Source organism: Virgibacillus sp. NKC19-16 (assembly GCF_021560035.1).
Taxonomy (GTDB): domain Bacteria; phylum Bacillota; class Bacilli; order Bacillales; family Amphibacillaceae; genus Virgibacillus_L; species Virgibacillus_L salidurans.
Genome location: NZ_CP074373.1, coordinates 687,601 through 709,716 on the forward strand (window position 1 = coordinate 687,601; position 22,116 = coordinate 709,716).

33 protein-coding genes and 8 tRNA genes are annotated in these 22,116 nt (G+C 37.4%); 36 read left to right on the plus strand and 5 right to left on the minus strand.

Annotated features, from left to right (window positions below):
• The first annotated feature begins 1 nt into the window (after position 1).
• The 8 genes from KFZ58_RS03710 to gvpU all read left to right on the plus strand — a co-directional run bounded on the left by KFZ58_RS03710 (position 2) and on the right by gvpU (position 4,075).
• Positions 2–769 carry a GvpL/GvpF family gas vesicle protein gene (locus KFZ58_RS03710; protein WP_235793512.1) on the plus strand — a complete coding sequence of 256 codons (768 nt, stop codon included), beginning with the start codon at positions 2–4 and terminating at the stop codon, positions 767–769.
• Positions 769–1,032: a gas vesicle protein GvpG gene (locus tag KFZ58_RS03715; RefSeq protein WP_235793513.1), complete on the plus strand. Its 264-nt coding sequence runs from the start codon at positions 769–771 to the stop codon at positions 1,030–1,032. Before KFZ58_RS03710 ends, KFZ58_RS03715 begins: the two co-directional genes overlap by 1 nt.
• Before the next feature lie 3 nt (positions 1,033–1,035).
• Positions 1,036–1,839 (plus strand): GvpL/GvpF family gas vesicle protein, encoded by an 804-nt coding sequence (locus KFZ58_RS03720; RefSeq protein ID WP_235793514.1) that lies wholly within the window; start codon positions 1,036–1,038, stop codon positions 1,837–1,839.
• A gap of 89 nt (positions 1,840–1,928) precedes the next feature.
• Complete coding sequence (locus KFZ58_RS03725) at positions 1,929–2,207, plus strand: gas vesicle protein (RefSeq protein ID WP_235793515.1); 279 nt, start codon at positions 1,929–1,931, stop codon at positions 2,205–2,207.
• On the plus strand, positions 2,173–2,457 hold the full coding sequence (locus tag KFZ58_RS03730) for a gas vesicle protein K (protein WP_235793516.1): 285 nt from the start codon (positions 2,173–2,175) through the stop codon (positions 2,455–2,457). The genes KFZ58_RS03725 and KFZ58_RS03730 overlap by 35 nt, the downstream gene beginning before the upstream one ends.
• Positions 2,458–2,506: 49 nt before the next feature.
• Positions 2,507–2,845: a gas vesicle protein gene (locus KFZ58_RS03735; protein ID WP_235793517.1), complete on the plus strand. Its 339-nt coding sequence runs from the start codon at positions 2,507–2,509 to the stop codon at positions 2,843–2,845.
• A gap of 21 nt (positions 2,846–2,866) precedes the next feature.
• Entirely contained in the window at positions 2,867–3,640 is a 774-nt protein-coding gene (gene gvpT / locus KFZ58_RS03740; RefSeq protein WP_235793518.1) for a YtxH domain-containing protein, read from the plus strand.
• A 30-nt stretch (positions 3,641–3,670) separates the two neighbouring features.
• Positions 3,671–4,075: a gas vesicle accessory protein GvpU gene (gene gvpU, locus KFZ58_RS03745; RefSeq protein WP_235793519.1), complete on the plus strand. Its 405-nt coding sequence runs from the start codon at positions 3,671–3,673 to the stop codon at positions 4,073–4,075.
• 199 nt (positions 4,076–4,274) lie between these two features.
• On the opposite strand, the gene KFZ58_RS03750 is transcribed toward gvpU, so the two are convergent.
• Positions 4,275–5,738 (minus strand): catalase, encoded by a 1,464-nt coding sequence (locus KFZ58_RS03750; RefSeq protein WP_235793520.1) that lies wholly within the window; start codon positions 5,736–5,738, stop codon positions 4,275–4,277.
• 196 nt (positions 5,739–5,934) lie between these two features.
• On the opposite strand from KFZ58_RS03750, the gene KFZ58_RS03755 reads away from it, so the two are divergent.
• From KFZ58_RS03755 to KFZ58_RS03840, 18 genes are all read left to right on the plus strand, one after another.
• Positions 5,935–6,393 carry a SprT family protein gene (locus KFZ58_RS03755; protein ID WP_235793521.1) on the plus strand — a complete coding sequence of 153 codons (459 nt, stop codon included), beginning with the start codon at positions 5,935–5,937 and terminating at the stop codon, positions 6,391–6,393.
• A gap of 189 nt (positions 6,394–6,582) precedes the next feature.
• A tRNA-Asn gene (locus KFZ58_RS03760) sits at positions 6,583–6,657 on the plus strand.
• 3 nt (positions 6,658–6,660) lie between these two features.
• Positions 6,661–6,751, plus strand: a tRNA-Ser gene (locus KFZ58_RS03765).
• An 8-nt stretch (positions 6,752–6,759) separates the two neighbouring features.
• Positions 6,760–6,831: transfer RNA gene (locus KFZ58_RS03770), tRNA-Glu, on the plus strand.
• Positions 6,832–6,858: 27 nt separating this feature from the next.
• Positions 6,859–6,935, plus strand: a tRNA-Asp gene (locus KFZ58_RS03775).
• Between the two features lie 5 nt (positions 6,936–6,940).
• A tRNA-Gln gene (locus KFZ58_RS03780) sits at positions 6,941–7,015 on the plus strand.
• A 215-nt stretch (positions 7,016–7,230) separates the two neighbouring features.
• A tRNA-Lys gene (locus KFZ58_RS03785) sits at positions 7,231–7,306 on the plus strand.
• A 16-nt stretch (positions 7,307–7,322) separates the two neighbouring features.
• Positions 7,323–7,407 (plus strand) — tRNA-Leu (locus tag KFZ58_RS03790).
• Between the two features lie 120 nt (positions 7,408–7,527).
• Positions 7,528–7,611: transfer RNA gene (locus KFZ58_RS03795), tRNA-Leu, on the plus strand.
• Between the two features lie 635 nt (positions 7,612–8,246).
• Entirely contained in the window at positions 8,247–8,459 is a 213-nt protein-coding gene (locus KFZ58_RS03800) for a WYL domain-containing protein (RefSeq protein ID WP_235793522.1), read from the plus strand.
• Between the two features lie 6 nt (positions 8,460–8,465).
• Positions 8,466–8,789, plus strand: coding sequence for a YolD-like family protein (locus KFZ58_RS03805; RefSeq protein ID WP_235793523.1), 324 nt, complete (start codon positions 8,466–8,468; stop codon positions 8,787–8,789).
• A gap of 208 nt (positions 8,790–8,997) precedes the next feature.
• Positions 8,998–9,606, plus strand: coding sequence for a transglutaminase-like domain-containing protein (locus KFZ58_RS03810; RefSeq protein WP_235793524.1), 609 nt, complete (start codon positions 8,998–9,000; stop codon positions 9,604–9,606).
• Positions 9,607–9,723: 117 nt separating this feature from the next.
• Entirely contained in the window at positions 9,724–10,020 is a 297-nt protein-coding gene (locus KFZ58_RS03815) for a hypothetical protein (protein WP_235793525.1), read from the plus strand.
• A 91-nt stretch (positions 10,021–10,111) separates the two neighbouring features.
• A complete protein-coding gene (locus tag KFZ58_RS03820) occupies positions 10,112–10,372 on the plus strand; it encodes a hypothetical protein (RefSeq protein ID WP_235793526.1) in 261 nt (86 codons plus the stop codon).
• A gap of 64 nt (positions 10,373–10,436) precedes the next feature.
• Complete coding sequence (locus KFZ58_RS03825) at positions 10,437–10,628, plus strand: DUF6366 family protein (protein ID WP_235793527.1); 192 nt, start codon at positions 10,437–10,439, stop codon at positions 10,626–10,628.
• A gap of 130 nt (positions 10,629–10,758) precedes the next feature.
• Positions 10,759–11,154, plus strand: coding sequence for a group-specific protein (locus tag KFZ58_RS03830; protein WP_235793528.1), 396 nt, complete (start codon positions 10,759–10,761; stop codon positions 11,152–11,154).
• An 82-nt stretch (positions 11,155–11,236) separates the two neighbouring features.
• The gene (locus KFZ58_RS03835) at positions 11,237–11,707 is read left to right on the plus strand and encodes a peptide-methionine (S)-S-oxide reductase (RefSeq protein WP_235793529.1); all 471 of its coding nucleotides are present in this window, start codon (positions 11,237–11,239) and stop codon (positions 11,705–11,707) included.
• A 171-nt stretch (positions 11,708–11,878) separates the two neighbouring features.
• Positions 11,879–12,376 carry a kinase gene (locus KFZ58_RS03840; protein WP_235793530.1) on the plus strand — a complete coding sequence of 166 codons (498 nt, stop codon included), beginning with the start codon at positions 11,879–11,881 and terminating at the stop codon, positions 12,374–12,376.
• Positions 12,377–12,607: 231 nt separating this feature from the next.
• Here KFZ58_RS03840 and KFZ58_RS03845 read toward each other — a convergent pair whose 3' ends face one another.
• A complete protein-coding gene (locus KFZ58_RS03845; RefSeq protein ID WP_235793531.1) occupies positions 12,608–13,051 on the minus strand; it encodes a hypothetical protein in 444 nt (147 codons plus the stop codon).
• A 1,068-nt stretch (positions 13,052–14,119) separates the two neighbouring features.
• Between KFZ58_RS03845 and KFZ58_RS03850 the strand changes: the two genes are divergently transcribed.
• Positions 14,120–14,437 carry a hypothetical protein gene (locus tag KFZ58_RS03850; RefSeq protein ID WP_235793532.1) on the plus strand — a complete coding sequence of 106 codons (318 nt, stop codon included), beginning with the start codon at positions 14,120–14,122 and terminating at the stop codon, positions 14,435–14,437.
• Positions 14,438–14,742: 305 nt separating this feature from the next.
• On the opposite strand, the gene KFZ58_RS03855 is transcribed toward KFZ58_RS03850, so the two are convergent.
• From KFZ58_RS03855 to KFZ58_RS03865, 3 genes are all read right to left on the minus strand, one after another.
• Positions 14,743–15,852, minus strand: a complete 1,110-nt coding sequence (locus tag KFZ58_RS03855; RefSeq protein WP_235793533.1) for a tyrosine-type recombinase/integrase — start codon at positions 15,850–15,852, stop codon at positions 14,743–14,745.
• A 29-nt stretch (positions 15,853–15,881) separates the two neighbouring features.
• The gene (locus KFZ58_RS03860; RefSeq protein WP_235793534.1) at positions 15,882–16,349 is read right to left on the minus strand and encodes an ImmA/IrrE family metallo-endopeptidase; all 468 of its coding nucleotides are present in this window, start codon (positions 16,347–16,349) and stop codon (positions 15,882–15,884) included.
• 67 nt (positions 16,350–16,416) lie between these two features.
• On the minus strand, positions 16,417–16,827 hold the full coding sequence (locus KFZ58_RS03865) for a helix-turn-helix domain-containing protein (protein ID WP_235793535.1): 411 nt from the start codon (positions 16,825–16,827) through the stop codon (positions 16,417–16,419).
• A gap of 211 nt (positions 16,828–17,038) precedes the next feature.
• Between KFZ58_RS03865 and xis the strand changes: the two genes are divergently transcribed.
• The 9 genes from xis (at position 17,039) to KFZ58_RS03905 (ending at position 22,116) form a co-directional block, all read left to right on the plus strand.
• Positions 17,039–17,230, plus strand: a complete 192-nt coding sequence (gene xis / locus KFZ58_RS03870; RefSeq protein ID WP_235793536.1) for an ICEBs1 excisionase — start codon at positions 17,039–17,041, stop codon at positions 17,228–17,230.
• 415 nt (positions 17,231–17,645) lie between these two features.
• Positions 17,646–18,044 (plus strand): DUF961 family protein, encoded by a 399-nt coding sequence (locus tag KFZ58_RS03875; RefSeq protein ID WP_235793537.1) that lies wholly within the window; start codon positions 17,646–17,648, stop codon positions 18,042–18,044.
• Positions 18,045–18,059: 15 nt separating this feature from the next.
• The gene (locus KFZ58_RS19125; protein ID WP_255695047.1) at positions 18,060–18,185 is read left to right on the plus strand and encodes a hypothetical protein; all 126 of its coding nucleotides are present in this window, start codon (positions 18,060–18,062) and stop codon (positions 18,183–18,185) included.
• 152 nt (positions 18,186–18,337) lie between these two features.
• The gene (locus tag KFZ58_RS03880) at positions 18,338–19,798 is read left to right on the plus strand and encodes an FtsK/SpoIIIE domain-containing protein (protein ID WP_235793538.1); all 1,461 of its coding nucleotides are present in this window, start codon (positions 18,338–18,340) and stop codon (positions 19,796–19,798) included.
• 43 nt (positions 19,799–19,841) lie between these two features.
• Complete coding sequence (locus KFZ58_RS03885) at positions 19,842–20,852, plus strand: replication initiation factor domain-containing protein (protein WP_235793539.1); 1,011 nt, start codon at positions 19,842–19,844, stop codon at positions 20,850–20,852.
• A gap of 271 nt (positions 20,853–21,123) precedes the next feature.
• Positions 21,124–21,405, plus strand: coding sequence for a hypothetical protein (locus KFZ58_RS03890; protein WP_235793540.1), 282 nt, complete (start codon positions 21,124–21,126; stop codon positions 21,403–21,405).
• An 11-nt stretch (positions 21,406–21,416) separates the two neighbouring features.
• Entirely contained in the window at positions 21,417–21,707 is a 291-nt protein-coding gene (locus KFZ58_RS03895) for a hypothetical protein (protein WP_235793541.1), read from the plus strand.
• Between the two features lie 5 nt (positions 21,708–21,712).
• A complete protein-coding gene (locus KFZ58_RS03900; RefSeq protein ID WP_235793542.1) occupies positions 21,713–21,991 on the plus strand; it encodes a hypothetical protein in 279 nt (92 codons plus the stop codon).
• A complete protein-coding gene (locus KFZ58_RS03905; protein WP_235793543.1) occupies positions 21,979–22,116 on the plus strand; it encodes a hypothetical protein in 138 nt (45 codons plus the stop codon). The genes KFZ58_RS03900 and KFZ58_RS03905 overlap by 13 nt, the downstream gene beginning before the upstream one ends.

Genomic DNA, 22,116 nt, shown 5'->3' on the forward strand with positions numbered 1-22,116 from the left:
AATGAGTGAAGCGAATGAAACAGGAATATATATTTTTTGCGGGATACAAACAAATGAAGAAGCGTCCTTTGGCTCAATTGAATTGGAAGGTGAAAAACGGGAGATCTTTACCATTCACTATAAGGATGCAGCGATGGTCGCAAGCGAAGTTCCGATGAAAATTTATCATCCGAACAAAGAGAATCTGATGATGCATCAAAACACTGTTTCTGCGGTGATGGCTAAAAATGACACGGTCATCCCAATCAGTTTCGGGAATGTCTTTAAATCCAAGGAAGATGTCCAAGTAATCCTTAAAAATCTATACCCACAATTTGAGAATATTTTTCCTGAAATTAAAGGAAAAATTGAACTCGGCCTGAAAGTGATTGGCAAAAAGGAATGGCTCGAATCCAGGGTTCGCAGTAATCCGGAAGTAGCAGCAATGTCTGAGAAGGTACAAGGTAAGTCGGAAGCTGCAGGCTACTACGACCGCATTAAACTCGGCGGTGTGGCACAAAGCATGTTTGCAGCTATCCAGAACGAGGTAACATCAGGTGTCTATGAGCCACTCGCTGAAATGACTGATGCTGCAAAGACAAATGAGCCAAAAACGGAAACAACGCTTCTGAATGCTTCTTTTTTAATTAATCGAGACCAGGAAGAAGTGTTTGACGAAATGGTAAACAAACAGCATGAAAAATGGAAGGATAAGGTCGATTTCAAATACAGCGGTCCTTGGCCTGCTTACAATTTTGTCAATATCCGTTTAAGTGTGGAGGAAGCCTGATGCTGCATAAATTGGTCACATGGCCATTCGATGCTGTGATTAAAGTAGGTGAAAAGGTAAAGGAAGAGGCAGATAAGGAACTGTATGACCTTTCAACTATCCAGCAGAAACTGATCCAGCTTCAAATGATGTATGAACTGGAGGAAATTCCTGAAGAAGTATTTCAAGAACAAGAGCAAGAGTTGCTAATCCGATACGAAATCGCGAAACGCAAGGAAATGGAACAATGGGAAGAACTGACAAAGGAAAGGGAAGAGGAATAGTCAATGGAGAATCTTATATATCTATACAGCTTAATACCAGCAGAAGCACAGAAGACAATCCCTGAGTTAACAGGTTTTGACGGGGAAGGAAAGCTTTATCCCGTTTCCATCAATGAAAATGTCACTGCAGTTGTTTGCCAACTAGATCCAGAAGTCTATGCAGAGGAGAAAATTGAAGATAAGATCAATAACGATATGGATTGGCTGAAGGAAAAAGCATTCCATCATCATGAAACCATTACAGCACTTTATAAGGATCACACGATTATCCCACTGAAATTCTGTACCATCTATAAAGGGGAAGAAAGTCTTCGTGAAAAGATCCAAGAAAATGAAGATAAGGTGGAAAGCTCCTTTGACCTGCTAAAGGATAATGAGGAATGGAACGTGAAAATTTTCGCAGATGACGAAGCACTGAAGAAGCAGGTCAGTGACAATAACGAAGCAATTGAGGAAAAGCGCCAGGAGATCAGCCGATTATCACGTGGCAAACAATTCTTTGAGAGGAAAAAGATTGATGATCTCATTGATAAGGAACTTGATAAAGAAAAAGACCGCGTTGGTGATATGGTACATGACAAGCTGAAGCAATATGCCATTCATGATGCAATAAAGAAAAATTGGAATAAAGATGTAACCGGACTGCAGGAAAACATGGTGTGGAATAGTGTATACCTGCTACCGGAAGAAGTAGTGGCATCCTTCTTGAGGGAAGTAAAACAATTCGAAAATGAACTTGGCGAATTAGGGTGGAGGTTAGAGGCATCAGGCCCTTGGCCGTCTTATCATTTTTCGAGTTTTTCCTAGATTATTATATTGCTAGGTAAGTCAGGCTATGTTTTTCGAAAGTAAAGTCTCGTTGAAAAGCCTAATTTTAAATAAGGAGTTGGTTGTAGGTGGCATCAACAAGAGAAACCATTGAAAACAAAGAAGTCGGACTTATCGATATTTTGGATGTCATTCTGGATAAAGGTGTAGCAATTAAGGGTGATTTAATTATATCGATTGCTGGTGTTGACCTGGTGTATCTGGACTTACGTGTCCTTGTCGCGGCTGTGGAAACGCTCGTTCAATCCCAGGAAAATAACCGGAAAGACGTAACATCAGATAATTTTGACCAACAAAGGAGGGAGTTAGTCGATGCAACAGGACAACCAAGCAAGTGGACGGATTAATTTGGATCCGGACAGCGCAGAAGATGGATTGGCGGAACTTGTGATGACAGTCATTGAACTATTGAGGCAAATCGTTGAACGCCATGCGATACGAAGAGTGGAAGGCGGCACACTAACAGATGAACAAATTGAAGACCTCGGTGTTGCCTTAATGAATTTGGAAGACAAGATGGAAGAGCTGAAAGACGTCTTTGGTTTGGAAGCTGAAGATTTAAATATAGACCTTGGTCCATTAGGGAGCTTGATGTAGAAGCATATGTGATAAGCCATCAGAAGAGTAAAAGGAGGAATTGTAATTTATGGCAGAGCAACCGGTTCAGAGTGTACAAAACGCTCCAAGTAACCTTGTAGATGTATTAGAGAAAGTGCTGGACAAGGGTGTCGTGATTGCAGGCGATATTCGAGTTGGTATTGCCGATGTGGAACTGATAACGATTAAGATTCGCCTCATTGTGGCATCCGTCGATAAAGCAAAAGAAATTGGCATGGATTGGTGGGAGAATGATCCATACCTTTCGTCAAATGCTACCGAAAACACAGACACAAAAGCACTGGAAGAAGAAAATAAACAGTTACAAGACCGTCTTGAAGTACTCGAAAGCAAATTGAATACAAGTCAAGTTAACCAAACGAATTGATAATTGGAGGAGGAGATAATGATGGCAGAAGAAAAGAAGAAGGAAGAAAATAGTACAAATAAAAGTGCTCCAATTGTAAGGGCAGCTACTGGTGGGCTTGTAGGGGCAACTGCCGGGTATCTGTCTGCCCCTAAAAACAGAAAAAAATTGAGGGCAAGAGTCAACAAAGAGGGACTAAAGACAACGAGCGCAAGCCTTAATGCAGTGACGAAGGACAAACTGAGCAATATTAAAGACGCTGGAAAGAAAAAATCCGATAAAGCGTATCACAAACTGAAATCAGCTTCTTCCAACATGCTGCATAAAGACAGAAGCGGGGATTCCACAGGTGATGCGGATACAGAGCTGGTTCAGGACAATGATGATGAAGGAGATACAGGCCAAATCGGTGAAGGATATCAGGAAGTAAAAGAGGAAAACGAAGAATTGAAAGATCGTCTGGAAGGACTGGAAGAAAAATTGGATAAATTGCTGACGGCCCAAGAAGATAATCAAGAAGATCATACAGAAGAGGATAGGTACGCAAGTGAACAGGAAGCAGCATCTTCTAAGGATGAAGAAGACGAAGATGATCAGGAAACCACGCAATCGAAAACCTCTTCAATAAAGAAAAACAGCAAGTCCAAGAATACAGGAGAAGAACAAGTCGATGACGACACAACACAAGAGGATAAACAGAGCAAGAAAAAGGGCTCGAAGAAATCAAGCAGTGTCTCCTCAAAAAAAATAAAATCCAAAAAAGAAGACGATGATGAGGAGACAGCAATAACAAACGATGACGATACTTCAGCTTAATACTAAAACCTAAAAAAGGAGAGAAAAAACGTGAGTGAAGCGGCAAAAGATAATATACTGGAATCCTTTGTAAATGCATCGAATCAATATGACTTCACCTTGGACATATCCCTTCTTGTTAACGGAGCAGTTGTTTCGGGAACAATGATTTCTGCAAAGGAATATTTTGAAACCTTAAGTGAATCCTTTGAGGATGGAAATGATATTGCTCAAACACTTAGCGATCAGCTTGTCAAAGCAGGTGAGTCTGCCAATTCAAACAAAGAGGGAGAAGCCAACTTCGTCCATTTAAAAAATACCAGTATTTATTGTGGAGATAGTAAACCTACACCAAACAAAGGGAAAATTCTCTGGAGAGGCAAGTTAAGTGAAGTGGACAGTTTTTTTCTGGGGAAAATCACGGAACCAAAAAGTTCAAGTAGTAAAAAATCTTGATGGAATGGTTGAGGCGAAAAGGAAATAAGTTACGAATGCAGCGAACACATTATGTTTATTGGTGGTGTGTTCGCTTGTGTTTTGGGATTTGCCCGTGGTTCGGCATTCAACGCTTGGCTTCAGCCAGAAAGCAATAGGGATACACGCTTTTAACATAAAAAAAGGATAGCGCGAAACCGCACTATCCTTTTCTAATTAATTATTTTTTTACACTTTCCGGAACAGACAATCCTAAGTCTGCAGCGACTCTTTCGCCCCAATCAGGATCTGCTTTGTAGAAGTGTTCAATTTGACGTAATTTAATTTCATCACGCTCAACAGGTCTCATGTGATCAGCGAAGTTTTTAACAAGACGAGCCTTTTCATCTTCACTCATCAAACGATAAAGATCTCCAGGCTGTGTATAGTGATCTGCACTGTCGTAAGGTACACTATCAGCTTCTCCGGATACTTCAAATGGTTTGATTTTTGTTGAAGAATCTTCAACCGGGCCATTTACACTGTTAGGTTCGTAAACGGGTTTATTTCCGCCATTTCCGTCCACGCGCATATAACCATCACGCTGGTAGTTGTTCGTTTCGTTAACCGGACGATTTACCGGAATTTGCTGATGGTTAGCGCCTAAACGATAGCGATGCGCATCTGCATAACTGAATATACGACCTTGAAGCATTTTATCCGGTGATGCTTCAATTCCAGGAACAAAGTTAGCTGGTGTCATTGCAGATTGTTCAACATCAGCAAAATGATTTCCAGGGTTCTGGTTTAGTACCATTTTTCCAACTTCAATTCGTGGATAATCTTTTTTGGAAATCGTTTTTGTAATGTCAAACATATCCCATTTATATGTTTTGTAATCTTCATAAGGAATGATTTGAACATATAACGTCCATGAAGGGAAATCTTCATTCTCAATTGAATTAATTAAATCTTCTCTGTGGTAATCAGGATTTTCGCCGGCTAACTTATCAGCTAACTCCGGATCTATTCCTTTTACGCCTTGATCACTGATGAAATGATATACAACCCAGAAAGCTTCACCTTCTTCATTTACCCATTTATACGTATGGCTTGAGTATCCGTTCATATGACGATAAGTTGCCGGGATACCACGGTCACCATGCAGATACGTAATTTGATGCAGTGATTCTGGTGATAATGACCAGAAATCCCATACCATATTAGGATCTTTTAGTCCATTTCCAAGACGTTTTTGTGAATGAATGAAATCAGGGAACTTCATTGCATCACGAACGAAGAAGACTGGTGTATTGTTACCAACTAAATCATAGTTTCCATCTTCTGTGTAAAATTTCAACGCAAATCCACGCGGGTCACGAACCGTGTCTGGATAACCCTGTTCTCCCGCGACTGTTGAGAAGCGAGCAAACATATTTGTGCGTTTCCCTTTCTCACTTAAAAATTTAGCTTTCGTATATTTTGAGATTTCATCGTTGGTAACTTCGAAGTATCCAAACGCGCCTGCACCTTTTGCGTGAACAACACGCTCAGGAATACGCTCCCTGTTAAAGTGTGCCAATTTTTCTATTAAATGATAGTCTTGAATTAAACCAGGACCGTTACTTCCTGCTGTAAGTGAATGTTGGTTATCTCCAACCGGAATGCCAGCTCCAGTAGTAAGTGTTTCTCTATTATTACTCAATGCAAATCCCCTCTCCTTTAAGTATTATTGAGTACCTCTATCATATTATAATACAATCTAGTTAAAAATCAAAGTTTAATTATAATTATTTTAGATAATACTAATAGGTTGGATTAAAAGTAGGGTAGTAAAATGTGATTCAAATAGACATTTATGATAGAATAAGAATGAATATGTATAAGGATGTTTTTCGCAAATGGACCTATTAAATGAAAAAGAACTTTATCAATTGGTTAATAAACTATCACTGGATAATTTTAAAAAACCCTTCAAACATGACGTAAAATTTAATCATCGTCTTCGGACAACGGGAGGAAGATATATCCCTGCTCAAAAAATAATCGAATTAAATCCAAAATATGTTGTTGAAACGGATGAAAGTGAGTTTATTGGTATCATTAAGCATGAATTATGTCATTACCATCTTCATATAGAAGGAAAAGGTTACAAGCATGGCGATAAAGATTTCAAGGAATTATTAAAGGAAACCGGATCACCCAGGCATTGCACACCATTACCATCCCAAAAAAGAGAATATAAGTATACATATATTTGCACAAAATGTAAGCAGGAGTATAAACGAGTGCGGCGTGTTGATGTGAAAAAGTATAGATGTGGCAAATGCAGCGGTAAGTTGCAAGTCCAAGATAGGTGAACGGGGAAGTTATGAAAAATTTTGCGGAAGCCATTGACGAATAATGTCATCCATGGTAAATTAAATAAGCTAATAAATTGATGCGTTGTCGAAGTAATAATTTTAATAAAAAAATGATTGACAACGACTTGAAAATATTGTATTATATTTCTCGTTGCACAAATACTATAGACATTCGTATTAGATTATTCCACAGTAGCTCAGTGGTAGAGCTATCGGCTGTTAACCGATCGGTCGTAGGTTCGAATCCTACCTGTGGAGCCATATGGAGAAGTACTCAAGTGGCTGAAGAGGCGCCCCTGCTAAGGGTGTAGGTCGCGCGAGCGGCGCGAGGGTTCAAATCCCTCCTTCTCCGCCATTTTATATGGCCCGTTGGTCAAGCGGTTAAGACACCGCCCTTTCACGGCGGTAACACGGGTTCGAGTCCCGTACGGGTCATCTCTCTTTTTAAAATAAAATAGGTTGGGTCCGGTAGTTCAGTTGGTTAGAATGCCTGCCTGTCACGCAGGAGGTCGCGGGTTCGAGTCCCGTCCGGACCGCCATTTGTTGGGCTATAGCCAAGCGGTAAGGCATCGGGTTTTGATCCCGTGTACCCCAGGTTCGAATCCTGGTAGCCCAGCCATTTTTTAATTGAGGATCTATTATATTGAAAATAGAATGCTCTCTCGATATTGAAGCTGCTAGCAATATTTAATGATTTTGCCTTGCGACGATTATTCAAGTTGAGCTATATAATATAGAAAGTAAATTAGTACACTAAACAACATTGATTAAGTTAGAAGAAATGGTGTCATTAGATAGCTGATAACGCGAAAGTAAGGAAAACTAAACGAACAAGAGCCATTAGCTCAGTTGGCAGAGCATCTGACTTTTAATCAGAGGGTCGGAGGTTCGAATCCTCCATGGCTCACCATTTATATAGAAGGCATGCGGGTGTGGCGGAATTGGCAGACGCGCTAGAATCAGGCTCTAGTGTCTTCGGACGTGGGGGTTCAAGTCCCTTCACCCGCACCATTAAAATAATTGCTGTGAACATTCATGGCATTTTAATTTTAATGCAGGGTACAGAAATGTTGCGTATTTCATAATACAAAATAAAGTATAAGGTACTTCAAAACTATTTTATAAATCTATGCGGTCGTGGCGGAATGGCAGACGCGCTAGGTTGAGGGCCTAGTGGGTGTATAACCCGTGGAGGTTCAAGTCCTCTCGACCGCACTATAGCAACAAATTCAGGAATGCCAAGGGTTTTGCGACTCTTGGTGTTTTTATTTACGCTCATTTTATATTGTAAATGGGCGTATTTTTTATGCTTTTTTACTCCAGTTTTACTCCATTGGGTTTTCTGGGGGATTATTGGTCAGTTTTTAATGTTCGTAAATCAAGTGAGCATGTAATTTAATCTAGGATTGAGTAACAATAAATTCATTTACTTTAGGGATTCGCTCAACCATTACATGCAAAATTTGTTATAAAGGTTTTTTTCTTTTGATTCGACAAACTTGGCTTAAATGAAATAGCTCAACAGGAGTTTTTAAACGTTTTTATTGTTAATTAACATCTGACACCTTTAAATGCCTCTGATTTGCGTTTTAAGCCATTCTGACTTATTAAGGTTGTGAAATACATATTGGAGATGGTGTTGTTTAATAATGTGTCTGTGCGCTTTTCTGAAGTTTTAACGATGAATAGGTTTGATGTTTGAGGAATTTCTCTGAAGGAGTATATCCTGTAACTAATATCGAAAAGAAATTTTTGTGTAGAGTTGCAATTTATCCATATTTTTCTGCTTGAAAAAGAACATGTGTTCATATAAAATAAAAAGAACAAACGTTTCTGGAGGTGATATGATTATGGATTTGTTTAATCGCTCTTTACAAAGAAAAGAAACAATCAACATCATTTATATTGATTGCAATAACCAAGTTACGCAAAGGTATATACGTGTGTTGCAGGTTCAGGATAATCATATTCTTGCTTACTGTTGTTATCGGGGAAAGGTGCGAAAATTTAAATTAAATAATATCCTTTCGGCAGGGTTAATTAAAGGGAAAGTAGGTGCATAAATAAAAATGAGTGGAGTTAATGATCGTGGAACAAAGAAATGGACTGCTCTTATGATGCCAGAACAAATACAAATGCTAAATAAGTATTGGGAACAGGAGGAACGTAAAGAGAAGCCAGTGTTGGATGAGCAACAGATAGAAGAAATCGAGATGAAGTTGCAAATGGCAATCCACAATGACCTTACAGTCAAAGTTAAATATTTTGCAAATCACCATTTTTACTATGTTAAAGATAAAATCTCTTCTATCAATACACAAAAAGGGTATATTTTCCTTAAAAATAATGAAAATGCAAAATTTCGTGATATAATTGATGTACAAATATTATAAAGAGAAGATAATAGTTCTTTGCTTTTCAATAAAAGATGTTTAATACAAAAAAAGCCTTTACTGGTCTGAAAATGATCTTCCAGAAAAGGGCCATTTAATGGAATAACTCAATGCGCCTAAAGTAAGTTTAAATATTAAAATTCGGGCTTTAAAATTGTGGCTATACAATGTATCCTAAATGTAATTTACATATAAATGGAGGGTGTTTATGGAGTTGATTTGCGAGTCTGGTTTGATAAATGATTATTTACATGATACAAAAGAAATCAATTATTCCCACCCTAAAGTACAAGAAAAGATTACTGAATTATTCAACCAATCTCAATCAGAAATTGTTAAAGCTGAAATAGCTTTTAAATTTGTTAGAGATCAAGTTGATCACTCTTGGGATATTAAGGGAGAACGGGTAACATGTGATGCTTCTGATACCTTGAACTATAGAGAGGGTATTTGTTATGCAAAGTCAAATTTACTGGCTGCTTTATTACGTTCGCAAAATATCCCCACAGGATTTTGTTACCAACGTTTAATGCTATTTGACACACCAGAGAAAGGCTATTGTATTCACGCTTTAAATGCAATTTTCTTAAGCTCCAAAAATAAATGGATTCGGATAGATGCCCGTGGAAACAAAAAGGGTATTGATGCACAATTTTCAATCGACGAAAAAAAGTTAGCTTTTAAGGTGAACGATGATAAGGATGAAAAAGATTATCCTATGATTTATGTCAATCCTCACCCTAAAACACTCTCTACCCTTAGAAACCATACAGATGCAGTCGAAATGTATAAACATTATTTGCCAGCATATTTATAGTTATGCTTTTATCGAGGCGTTTTTGCGGAAGAAAGGTTATGCTTCAATCGGGCCATATTGCGGCATAAATACTAGCTGGGTAATGTAAAAAAATGATGTGATTTTTAGGGGGACCTTATGAATTCTTTGGTTATATTTATTCTAATACTTTTTGTGCTTAATGTTTTAATTTTTTTCTTAGCAAAGATAAGTTGGTTGGTATGGGGAATCGCTGGGGTAATTTTTATTGTTAGCACACCGTTTGTTATTTCCATTACAACGAATGTAATCGGTCAGAAGGTTGGAGATGGAATAGCGGGGGCTGCAGCGGGATTTACTTTTAGTGCGCTTTTAGTAATTAACGCAATTGTCTTTTTTATTGTCGCATTTTTTACTAAAAGAAATAAAGACAAGAAAATCTTAAATAATCAATAATCGGGCGCTTATCTTGAATAAGCATTAGCGTCAATATTGCCTCATAGGTCTAGATTGTAGGCAAAAGTTTTACGTATTAAGGAGGGGTAATTTGCAAAAATGTAAAAACTGTAATTCACAATTTAGTTGGAGTAAAATCTTTAAATCGTTTTGGCTGGCATATACCAAACATAAGATAACCAATTTTGGTAAAAGTACAGTTGGAGCTATGAGTCTTTTGCCAATATTTATATTTGGTTATGTTCTTTATCCTTTAGGTAACAGCTTTGTAATGGTTGGTATAGGATTTCTTATAGGAATTATTGGTTTTTTGCTCACACCATATGTTGTTAAATATAAAGAGGTATTGTGAGGAATTATACTTAAACAAAAGAGCGCGATTGTCGCATTGTGCATATGATTATGGGGGTGAAAAATTGGGCAAAGATAATGAAACTCCTGAAGAAAGACGTGAAAGAATGAGACAGCAGGAATTGAAAAAACCTTCTAGCAGTATTCATGGAAGTAATCTTTCCGATTTAGTTGGCGGATTGAATTGGAAGGTAACTGGAATAATTATTCTTGTATTAATATTAGGTATTGCGGTTTACGCTGTTTTCTTCCGTTAAAGGGCGCAAGAACGGCATAGGACTTGCGCCACTTTTGCTGAAAGATCCAGATTATTAAAGAATTTGTAATGATACTTATGTCCATTTGGATGGCAGAAACAACAAAAAATCAAAAGGGGATACCTTTAATATGGAGAAATTTTACGTAGCTTCGAGTTTTAGAAACATAGATGCAGTTCGTTATGTAAGTGATCAACTTGTAAGTAAAGGTTACATACATACTTATGACTGGACGAAAAATGAACAAATCTCTACATTTGATGATTTAAAGATTATTGGTCAAAAAGAAAAAAATGGGATATTAGAGTCCGACTTCATTGTGATTTTATTACCTGGAGGGAATGGAACTCACATTGAACTAGGTATCGCATTGGGACAAGGAAAAGGGCTTTTTCTTTATTCTCCAAATGAGGAAGTAAATAATTTTAAAATAACAAGTACGTTTTATCATCTACCAGAGGTTGAAAAATGCTTTGGAACTCTTGATGAGTTATTGGAACGAGTTACTACAGCAACAGTATCTTAAATTAACGGGCGCACTTCTGGAATAAAGGACAGCGTCCAAATTGTCATTGTAGGGCCATTTTGCTGTGTAGGGGGAGAGCGATATGGAAGTAGTATATTTTGCAGGTGGATGTTTATGGGGAGTACAAGCTTTTATAAAGACTTTACCTGGAGTTAAGTTTACAGAAGCGGGAAGAGCTAATGGAACAAGTCATACACTTGAGGGTGAGTATGATGGGTACGCCGAATGTGTAAAGACAGGATTTGATCCGACGGTTGTAACAATCAGGGAATTAATGGGATATTTATTTGAAATCATTGATCCATACAGTTTGAATAAACAAGGACAGGATGTTGGCGAGAAATATAGAACAGGAGTATATAGTGAAATGCTAGAACACTTAAAAGAGGCGAAGGCATTACTTAGTGAAAGAAAAGATTATGACCTTATAGTTGTTGAAGTATTACCTCTTACAAACTATGTGAGAAATGCAGAAGAACATCAAGATAGGTTAGATAGATGTCCAAATGATTATTGTCATATTCCAGAAGAAATATTAAGTAGATATAAGTAAGGAAGAATTTTAAAAGCAGTGGGCGCAAGAAAGATAAAAACATAGAAACATAACGCAACAATCGGGCGCTTTAGCTGAATAAAAATTATGCCAGAATAGGGCCATTTAACGGAATAAGACTTTTAAATTAATAGCCCAGAAGGCGATTAGGATGATGAGTAGGGGGAGTATATGGAATCTAAGCTAATTATCATACGAGGAAACTCTGGAAGTGGAAAAACAACGACTGCGAAAAGTCTTCAAAATGATTTGGGGCGTGGAACACTATTGGTTTCTCAGGATGTCGTTCGCCGTGAAATGTTGAAGGTTCACGATAGGGAAGGGAATCTTTCCATTGATTTGATTCGCCAAATTGCAGAATACGGTAAAGACAAATGTGAATTTATTATTGTGGAAGGGATCTTATATAAAGGTCGTTATGGTGAAATGCTGAATAACTTAATCCAGTTCTATAATCAAAAGACATACACTTATTATTTTGATTTATCCTTTGATGAAACAGTTGAACGTCATAACTCTAGTTCGAAAAGGACGGAATTCAGAGAAGACTCCTTACGTGCTTGGTGGAATCCGAACGATGATCTTGGAGTGAATGGAGAAACAATATTGACTAGTGATATGTCACAGAACGATGTATTGAAACTAATTTTAAATCAACTGCAAAAGTAATTATTTCAATTGGTTTGAAATGCTGATTTTCTTATCAAGCTATCGGTTGTATTGCTTCGATAATGATCTTCACCAATCGGGCGCTTTTCCCTAACAAAGAATAGCGCCAATATCGCATATAAGGGCCATTTAACGGAATAAGGTTTATGCGTCAATCGGAGCGCGATTCTTAAATAGAGAAACTGCGCCCCGGCCAAAAGGTTATAATTGATGAATGCTACACCTATATTATTATTTGTTTAGTAGCTCATCTAAATCTATCCCTTTTTTGTGGACTTTATCTGAAATCTTCCAGGTTTGATTTGATTTAGATAAAATATAGAGATTGTTCATTCCGTTTAATTCTTTCTCTAACACATATCCATTGTTATTTGCCTTATCAATGTACATGAGCGGGCTAATCCCAAAAAAACTTTGGTTTTCAACAATATCCGTGTATACATTTGTTAAAGATTTTTCATCGGGAGTCAAATTATCTTTATCAGACGGTGTTTTTTTAACATCAAAGAAATCATACCCCTCAAGATCTATGCTATGTGAATCTTCAAAGTCATTTACAATGGTTTGTACAAACTCTTTTTCTTCATTCGTTAATTCAGTCTGAGCATTAATTGAACCTATTGTTGTAAGTGTAAAAAACATTGCTACCGTAAACAAAAGCACAATTTTTTTCATTATTTGTCTCCTTTATACTTTTGTTGTAGCTTTCCGCAAAATTCATTTTAAATACACATATAGTCTTCATCAATCGGGCGCCGCTCGACAAGTTCTGTTATAAACGCTTTGTAGCGTGAAAAACAGGGAATTAAAATAAAATAATTTCAACTTTACAACGGAGGATGGGAATGATGGAACCATGTTTCCTGAAACCATCCCGCCAATACTCCTGCATGCGTCATGACTGACAGGTCATGGGGTTTGAAGTACAGGTAGATTCGGCAGAACGAAGGCTGAAGCCATTCACTTTGGAAAAGGTATGCCAACGGATATGCCGCACGGCTGAAAAACTAGATAAGGTGAGAATGTTCCGTTGAAAAGGGACTGACAAACTTCCGGATTTAAGGGTCTAAAGATTGAACATAAGGAAACTTATGGGTCATCCAACGATGACGTGAGTGGTGTAAAGTAAAAATGCGCCCTCTGAAATACGCTATACCGAACAAAGGCGGTATCCAGCTCACAGGCTTACAGGAAGCACCTACGTTTAGAACGGATAGCTACGTTGTAAGGGACTTGGAAAGCAAGAAACGTTGAAACAAGGACTGTCATCCGAAACGGTTGCTATAAGGCATAAGCTGAAAAGCATTTATTTTTGCGAGGGTAGGGGCATGACCAAGGAATCTCCTGTAATGGGAGTGGAGGAACAGCCCCAAGTCTAACGATTTGAACAATGGTTTTCCAAGCGTGCATTGCACCGATCGGGTAGGAAAGTGGGGACATCGCTCAGTTAGGAGGGATGCCACAGTGCAAGCTTTTAGGTAGGAGAGTTGTCATGTGATTCTCTTCCCTGGAAGTAACGAGGAACTTATCATCTAGTAGATTCGGTTAGATGGAGCGCGGAATGCGGGGAAACTTGCACGTTCCGTGTTGAGCAGGGGAAAAGCTGGAGATAACCTCAAATGCTTACCTATTGCTGACGATTGTATAAAAACCATAAGCCTTAAACAATAACCTTTTATAGTTGATTTTTTATCCTTCTTTGACTATAATTAGAACAAATGTTCTTTAAAGGAGGAATTATAAATGAAGATTAAAGATGTAACTGCTAACTGTCAAAACGAAATAAAAATGGTTAAAATGTTTTCGCCTGATGAATCACCAAAGATAAAGGCTTATGATAGTGGATCAACACATTTTTTACACGAAGTCGGCAATAATAGACAGGTTCTCAGCATTTCCTGTAAGCGAGGAAGCGTAACGGAAAGAGAATGGCTATTTGGTATCAGGGAAATAATGAAGTTAGAACTTGAAGGAGTTGTAATTGATACTAAACCTAGTGGGGTAGTATTTATTCGTGAAAAAGATGAATCAATGCCCAGAATAGCAAACTGTTATCACTAAGAAGGTGAGTGCATCATGATTCAGGAAATTGAGAAAATCGTTTTAGTGAACCTATCTATAGTCAAATGACTTTTGTAATAATCTTCAATCATAGGAGCACTTTTGTTGAATAACAGTAAACAACTTTATTATCAAATTTCAAATGTAATGGTTAAGCAAATGTGAAACAGCCGCATTTTTCAACGGAAGAATGCGGCTTTAAGTTGTCAAAAATAAACAACTTATTGTTACTCAATAGATACGCTAAAGTAAATAATTAGGATAGCCCTTAGAAAGCCTAAGGGGCTTCAAGGGCATTTAGAACATTAGAATAAATCGTCGAGTTTGTCAGCTGTTTCTTTTTGTTTATTAGGAAAGAGGTGACCATAAACATCTATGGTTGTTTTAATGGACGCGTGTCCTAGACGTTCTTTGATTATTGGATAGTCTTCTCCTTGATGAATGAGTAAGGCTACATGAGAATGCCTTAGATCGTGTTGACGAATAGGGATTAGCTCTCCCCGTTTGCAAATGGTTCGAATGCGCCGACTGAAAATATCTTTGGTTGGTGCCTTTTCTCGATATTGAAAAATATGAGTGTTGCCTGAATGAGGTATATTTAACTTGCTGAAAAGTAACTGTTGTTTCTTTCTCCATGTCTTCAATAGAGCGAGAAGCTTTGAATTAATACTGATACGGCGAATAGAGTTTTTAGTTTTAGGCTCAGTGATAACTATTTCTTTGTCAATGTAAGTCAATGACTTGTAGACATTAATTTCTCTTCTGTATTCGTCTATATCGTTCCAATTTAGGGCAAGCATTTCGCCGCAGCGCATGCCAGTAAGATATCCAGTTGTATAATAAGCTTTGAACAAAAATTCCTCTTCATCATTAATTAGGCTGATGAATTCTTTAAATTGGTCAGGCGTCCAAAACTTCATTTGTTTTTTGTCCAAGGGTAAGTTCTTTACAGAGTTACATGGGTTTATAGTTATGACGTGTTCTTCCAGTGCTTTATCAAAAATACATTTGAGGCAGATCATAATGTTGTTGATTGATTTGTTACTTAGCCCTGAATTAATCAATCTTTGTTGATAATCGCGAATGTCATTTGCAGTAACTTTTTTCAGATTACTCTTTTTAAAATTCTTCGCTATGTGTTTATGAATAAGGTATTGCTGATTTTGATAATAATTAGGTTTTTTGTGTAATTTGCAATCTTCAAGATAGAGTTCAGCAATTATATCGAAGCTGAGGTCTCGAATACTTAACATTTGACCACGGTTATATTTCTGCGTCAGTTGATAATAAACATCTTCTGCTTGTTTTTTTGATGAAACGGTTCTTGTCAGTCTTCGCCGTTTTCCAGTAATTGGGTCACTACCTATACTAATGTCAACTTTATAGCGTCCGTTTTTGATTTTTTTGATTGGCATAAAGCACCGCCTCCAGTACGTATGTTCGTTTAAAAGTGTGGAAAAAGAATCCTACCATCTGATATCCCATTTATCTTAATTTGAATAGCAGGGACTGGCAAATTAAAAAATTTTGCGATTTCTCCAGTAGTAAGTTTCCTTACTTGATTCAAATTCGCAAGAATCATTTCATCCGTTAAAAGTAGCTCTGTAGCAAACGTAATTGCTTCTTGATTTTCAAGGCCATCAAAAAGAACAGAATTATCTGGGTCAAAATTAAAAGAGAAGTAACCTAGTATGTAGGCGATAGAAAATTTTTTGTGAGGGGCGTTTGTGTGAATATGGATTAAAGGCTGATTATTATAATATTGCAGAAGCCCCATAGATTTTCCCAAATTATTTGAAAATATTTCAATGCGAAACCGATTGCATAGTTCGTAAACGTTATTAGTTTGATAGTGGCTTACAGTCATTTTTACTTCTTCTTTGATTGCTTCTTGTGTAAAAATAGAAATCACTCCCCAATCCGGAACGTTTGTTCTTATTATAAAGGATTAGGAAGAAGATGACAACCTCTGATTTTGGTTATTCATCATTTTGTTTCATATCATCGACAAGTTTCATTCCATTTTTAAGTGCCTTTTTTACAAGTTTTAGTGTCTCTTCATCTAAATTGCCTTCATCTAAATAAATAGTTGGTTCGTCTTCATTTGTTATTTCAAATATAACTTCGTTAAAAAGAGTATCTAATTTTGATTTTTTTTCATAAGCTTCCTTATTTGGATGATCTGTTAAACCTAAAAGAAAGTCAGAAGAAACATCATACAATTCGCTCATTAAAGCTAGCATCTTTGTATCTGGATCTCTAGCGTCGCGTTCGTAAGAAGATAAGACATTATTTGATATATTTAACTTTTTAGCTGCTTCTTTTTGTGTAAGCTTTTTTCGCATTCTAGATAAACGGAGTCGTTCTCCTAATGTCATTTCTAACGTCATCAATTATCACCTATTCTACATAGAGTTAAATTCTTACTTATTTTATCATTTACAATCAGTAATAAATTAAAAATATCCAAAAAGTGTTTTATTACATAATGTCCACTTAAAGAAAAAATATACACTAAAAGTTAAATAAATCATTGACATTAACTATTAGTTGATTTAAACTAAGTAATATACAAAAAGATAAACATTTGGAGGTGTTTTTATGTATGAGTTTTTGACTCCTGATGATATTCAAAAAATACTTAAAGTGAAACAGGCTAAAGCATACGAAATTATCAGGACATTAAATGCCGAGATGAAACAAGAGGGATATATGGTTATCCCCGGAAAAGTTAATAGAGAAAAGTTTGAAGAACGTTATATTTATAAACCTAGTCCTGTAGAGGCTGGTTAATTTGATAAGATTGTATGAAAGGGGTGATTCATGTAATAGATAGATAGGATTTTAAAAATACAACTTTAAAAAGGATGGATGACCTTTGATAATAATATATAGAAAGAAAGCGCATCTGACAAGCCTGTCAAATACGCCCTCATAAAAGCTGACACTTTTATTATAGGGTATTTTGGCGAAAATGTCACGCGTGAGTATTAAGTGTACACAGCTAGACACGTTTGAAAATGCTGTAGGGGGCTAGAATAAGCGTCCTAATGGTGATAAAAATCACCTACTAGGTTGCCAAGATCGGGTTAACTGGGAGCGACTGATAAGCGCCATGACGGACACAGAACCTAAGCGGTACTTTTTTAATTGTGAACGGAAATCGAATAAATAACATGAATTCAAAAAAAGAGGAGCGAATAAATTTATGAAATTTAAAAGTGGAATTAGACCAGAGGAAGAAGTTACTTTTGGAAATTTAATTTTTATGGGATTAGATAGAGAAAAGATGTTTTTTGATCGTGATAAAGGACAACGTACAGATATATTAGAATCTCGTATTTATAATATTGGTTCTTCTGCACAAAAGGAACAATTGGAAGTAACCATCCCGGATTATATTGATTTAAAAGAGATTGAGTTTCAGCAACCAATTAAATTAAAAAATCCAACCATTAAAGCTCGTGCTCAAGCGAATGGAAATTTTGCTAATGTAGTTTGGACGTTGGAAGCTGAAGATATTATTGAAATCGGGCAAAATGCTACTTTTGATAAAAAACAAGAAAGTGCTAAGGATTCATCCAAGGAAAGTTCTGATAAGAAATAAAGAGGAAGCGTGTTCGTGATGAAGCTGACACGCTTTTATTATAGGAGAAATGTGATGACTGGAAAAACAGCAGTCCTGGCTTGGATTGAAGTGAATTTTTACCGAAATGAAATCATGGTAGAAGAATTTCCATTTTCCTAAGTGGCCATATAATCACGGATAAGAACGGTGACAGAATGGTTGTCTTTTGGGATAGTTTCTACCATAAAGTTGATTATAGATTTCCCTCATGAGAAGCATGCGATAGCATTTGTACACTTTTTGTGAGGGGTTTTATCTGGAAAGGTGGTTGTATGGCCTTTGATGGTATAAAACGCCGTCTGTGGAAATATCGGGGGCATCGAATCACTTCGGGGATGCAATATGCGGTTTGGAAAAAGGGTATGATGATCTTTATTCTTGTGTTTCTTTTCGCGCTGGTTTTCTATTATAGGGAGCATCTTGTAGCGTGGCGTGATTGGTTGCAACTAGAGTTACTGAGGGATATTCAACATTGGAGCTGGTCATTACTTGGGACTGGATTTATCATATCTATCGTAGCTGGAGCGATTGCGGTGGCAATGGCTTATTTTTGTTTTTATGGCCATTTCAAAAGGACGTTGCACAAACAAAAGATTGCTAGAATGTTTCTATCGAATCACTTTATTGAAAAGGAGAATGTGACCACGGATTCCGTCTGGGGAATTTCTGATAAGAAGGTAACAAAGGCAAAGATTAAATATTTTCCGCGCGCCTATTATCAGGTTAAAAAAGGTTATATTTATGTAAGAATTGCTATGGATATGAGTCGATTTCAAAAGCGATTCCTCGAATTAGGGGAAGAATTGGAGAACGGTTTATATTGTGACATGGTGGAAAGAGAAATGGAGGAGAATTTCGTTTGTTATAAGTTTCTATACGATGTCCAGAAAAATCGGATACCGATTCAAGAGGTTTCTGTAAATAATGGTTCCATGAAGCTTATGAAGCATATGGAATGGAAGTTTGATGAATTGCCTCACATGCTAATCGCAGGTGGTACTGGTGGTGGTAAAACCTATTTCATCTTGACGATGATTGATGCTTTATTAAAATCGGGTGCGGATATTCGTATCTTGGATCCTAAAAATGCAGATTTAGCAGATTTAGAGGAAGTGATGCCGAAGGGAACTGTTTTTTCAAAGGGTACAGGAATTATGATGACGTTACGGAAAACGGTCGAGGATATGTTGCAACGATCCGAGGACATGAAAAAAATGCCGAGCTATAAAACGGGTGGTAATTATGCAGATGTAGGCTTGCCACCTGTTTTTATTGTGTTTGATGAATATGTGGCGTTTATGGAAATGTTAGACCCTAAAGAAAAGATGCAGGCTCTGGAATATATGAAGCAGTTGGTCATGCTTGGACGGCAGATGGGTTATTTTCTGATTCTGGCGGCGCAAAGACCAGATGCCAAGTATTTAGCTGATGGTATACGTGATCAATTTAGCTTCCGTGTTGCATTAGGGAAAATGTCTGAGTCAGGTTATGGCATGATGTTTGGAGATGTAGATAAGACGTTTATGTATAAACGAATTAAGGGTCGAGGATATGCGGATGCAGGTACATCCGTTATTTCAGAATTTTACACGCCCCTTGTGCCGAAAGGCTATGACTTTTTAGAGGAAATCAGGCATACGGTGTCTGGAGTGCAGGGAGCGTCGGCGACGGCAGTCGCCAGCGGCAGCGTAGCGACTGGAATGGAAGACAGGAGGAGTGAGCGAAGCGAATGACGACAGAACACCAACCCCCCTAGCTAACAGGGGGGTAGTAAAGATGGAAAATGAAGAATCCGAGGTAGTAAATCCCTTAATAGCAATGGTTGACTACTTACGGGTGTCTTTTAAAACGCATGATGTGGATTTAATTTTAGAACAAGTCGTTCATTTAAAAAGAGATTTTATGCAGGAGAAGGGAACGGGATTTTACGGTTATGTAGGAACCCTACAGCTAGACTATATCAAGGTGTTTTATTCCAATCCTGATGATAGTCGAGGCATTTTAGTTGAAATGTCCGGTAAAGGCTGTCGGCAGTTTGAAAGTTTCCTGCGAGCAAGGAATAAAACATGGTTTGATTTTTTTCAAGATTGTATAGAATATAAGGGTTCTTTTACCCGATTTGATGTGGCACTGGATGATACGAAAACGTATTTTACCGTGCCTTTTTTATTGGAAAAAATTAAGCGTGCAGAATTGATTACCCGATTTAAACGGATGGATTATAACGGTTCGTTTGATATTGGTGAAGAAAAGGAAGGTGGTACAACACTCTATTTTGGTTCCAAAAAATCAGATGCTTATCTATGTTTTTATGAAAAAAATTACGAGCAAGCGAGGAAATATGAACGAGATGTTGAAGAGTACGGGGCATGGAATCGTTATGAGCTGCGATTAAAGGATGATCGGTCACAAGTAGCTGTAGAGACATTAATCAAAGAGCAGGATTTACGTTATATCGCCCTTTCGATCGTTAATAATTATATTCGCTTTGTTGATCAAGATAAGCAGGAAAATAAAAAGTATTGGCGTACCAGTAATTTTTGGCAAGCATTTATTGGGGATGTAAGTAAACTTCGCCTGTATCAAAAGCCGGAAGATGATTTCTATGAGAAAACGGTAAATTGGCTGGCTCAGTCCTGTGCTCCGAGTATGAAAATGGTGCATGAGTATGATATGGCATCCGGAAATCAGCAGTTGTCTGACATGGTACTCACGGCAGAAATGTCCGAACGGCACCAAAAAATGCTGGATGTGCATTTGGCCCAAACAACGGATATGGTTTGTTGAGGTTTTCCTCATGTGATATTCAAAGAAGCTATTCTAGTGAACGGTTTATGACGCAGGAAAAAACGTAGTCTTTTTGTGATGAAGAATCCCCCTGCTACACTTTTGCGAGCCAGTCGCCTTGTGAGTTTCCAAGGTTATTTTGAGTGACTGGCTGATTCTGGGGGTGCAGGGGGATGCAAGGTTCATCACAAAAAGGAAACGGCTTTTTACGAGTAATAAATAGTGAACGGTGGGATAAGCAGTCACTATTAATCTATGAGGGGGTGTTTACATGGGATTGATTGTAAGATTTGAAAACAGATGGGCTTTTATTGAAACGTTAGAAGCACATGGCTTGTTGTCCTATTATGATCATTTAACGGAACATCTAGTGGATATAGCTAAAGGGTTACATTATGGGGAGACAGTCTCGGTTGGTGTAAATGTAAAAGACTATATGTATAACTATTATTTTATGGTATTGGATCTTTTTGAGGAGGATGAAGACAATGGCAATTTAGAGATTGTTCCTGAAGCTGTTCGTTTTATGTATCTGAATCATAATAAAACATAGGAGGTTTTTCCATGAAGCAAGTAGAATTAGTCAATCGTTCTGTACTGGAGGAACGGTTAGAATCACTAGGGCTATTAGAAGGGACGGAAAGAGTGATTGAACGTATGAAAGAACATGTTCGGTCCATGGTGATGCAACTGCATGAAGTATTTTTAGTGGCTGTTCGTTTCATGAAAAATGATTTATTGGAAACCGTTCGCTTTGCCTTTACAACAACGGAACATGATGACCCGCCTGAAGATGAGGGAATTGAAGAGCCGGTCCATGTTGTATTTTTACTACTCGAACATGAGGAACAGTGATTGTCATGCGGACGATCAATCAACGCTTTAAAAGTTTAGGATTTCAAGTTGGTATCGCTTCGCAGGTGTTTGTACGGGATTTATCGCCTCGTACGTCTTTGGTAGTTGAAGGTAAAAGAGAGAAGGGTTATTCTACGTATCGGTATGCGTTTTATAAGATCACGTATTATCCAAAAGGAAGTCATGAAAAAGTTTATATGGAAAATGCGTCTCCAAAAAGGGTGTTACAACGTGTAACATCCTTTATTTATTTTCTGGAAGGGGTGGAATCATGGAAGAATTAAAACAGCAAGCAATGGCATTAAGAAAGTCTATCAAACAAAGCAAAAAGGAAATTGGTAATCCTGCCTTAACGATGGGAATCTTAAACGAACTTGAATTTTTTATAGAAAACCTGGAGGAAGATTAA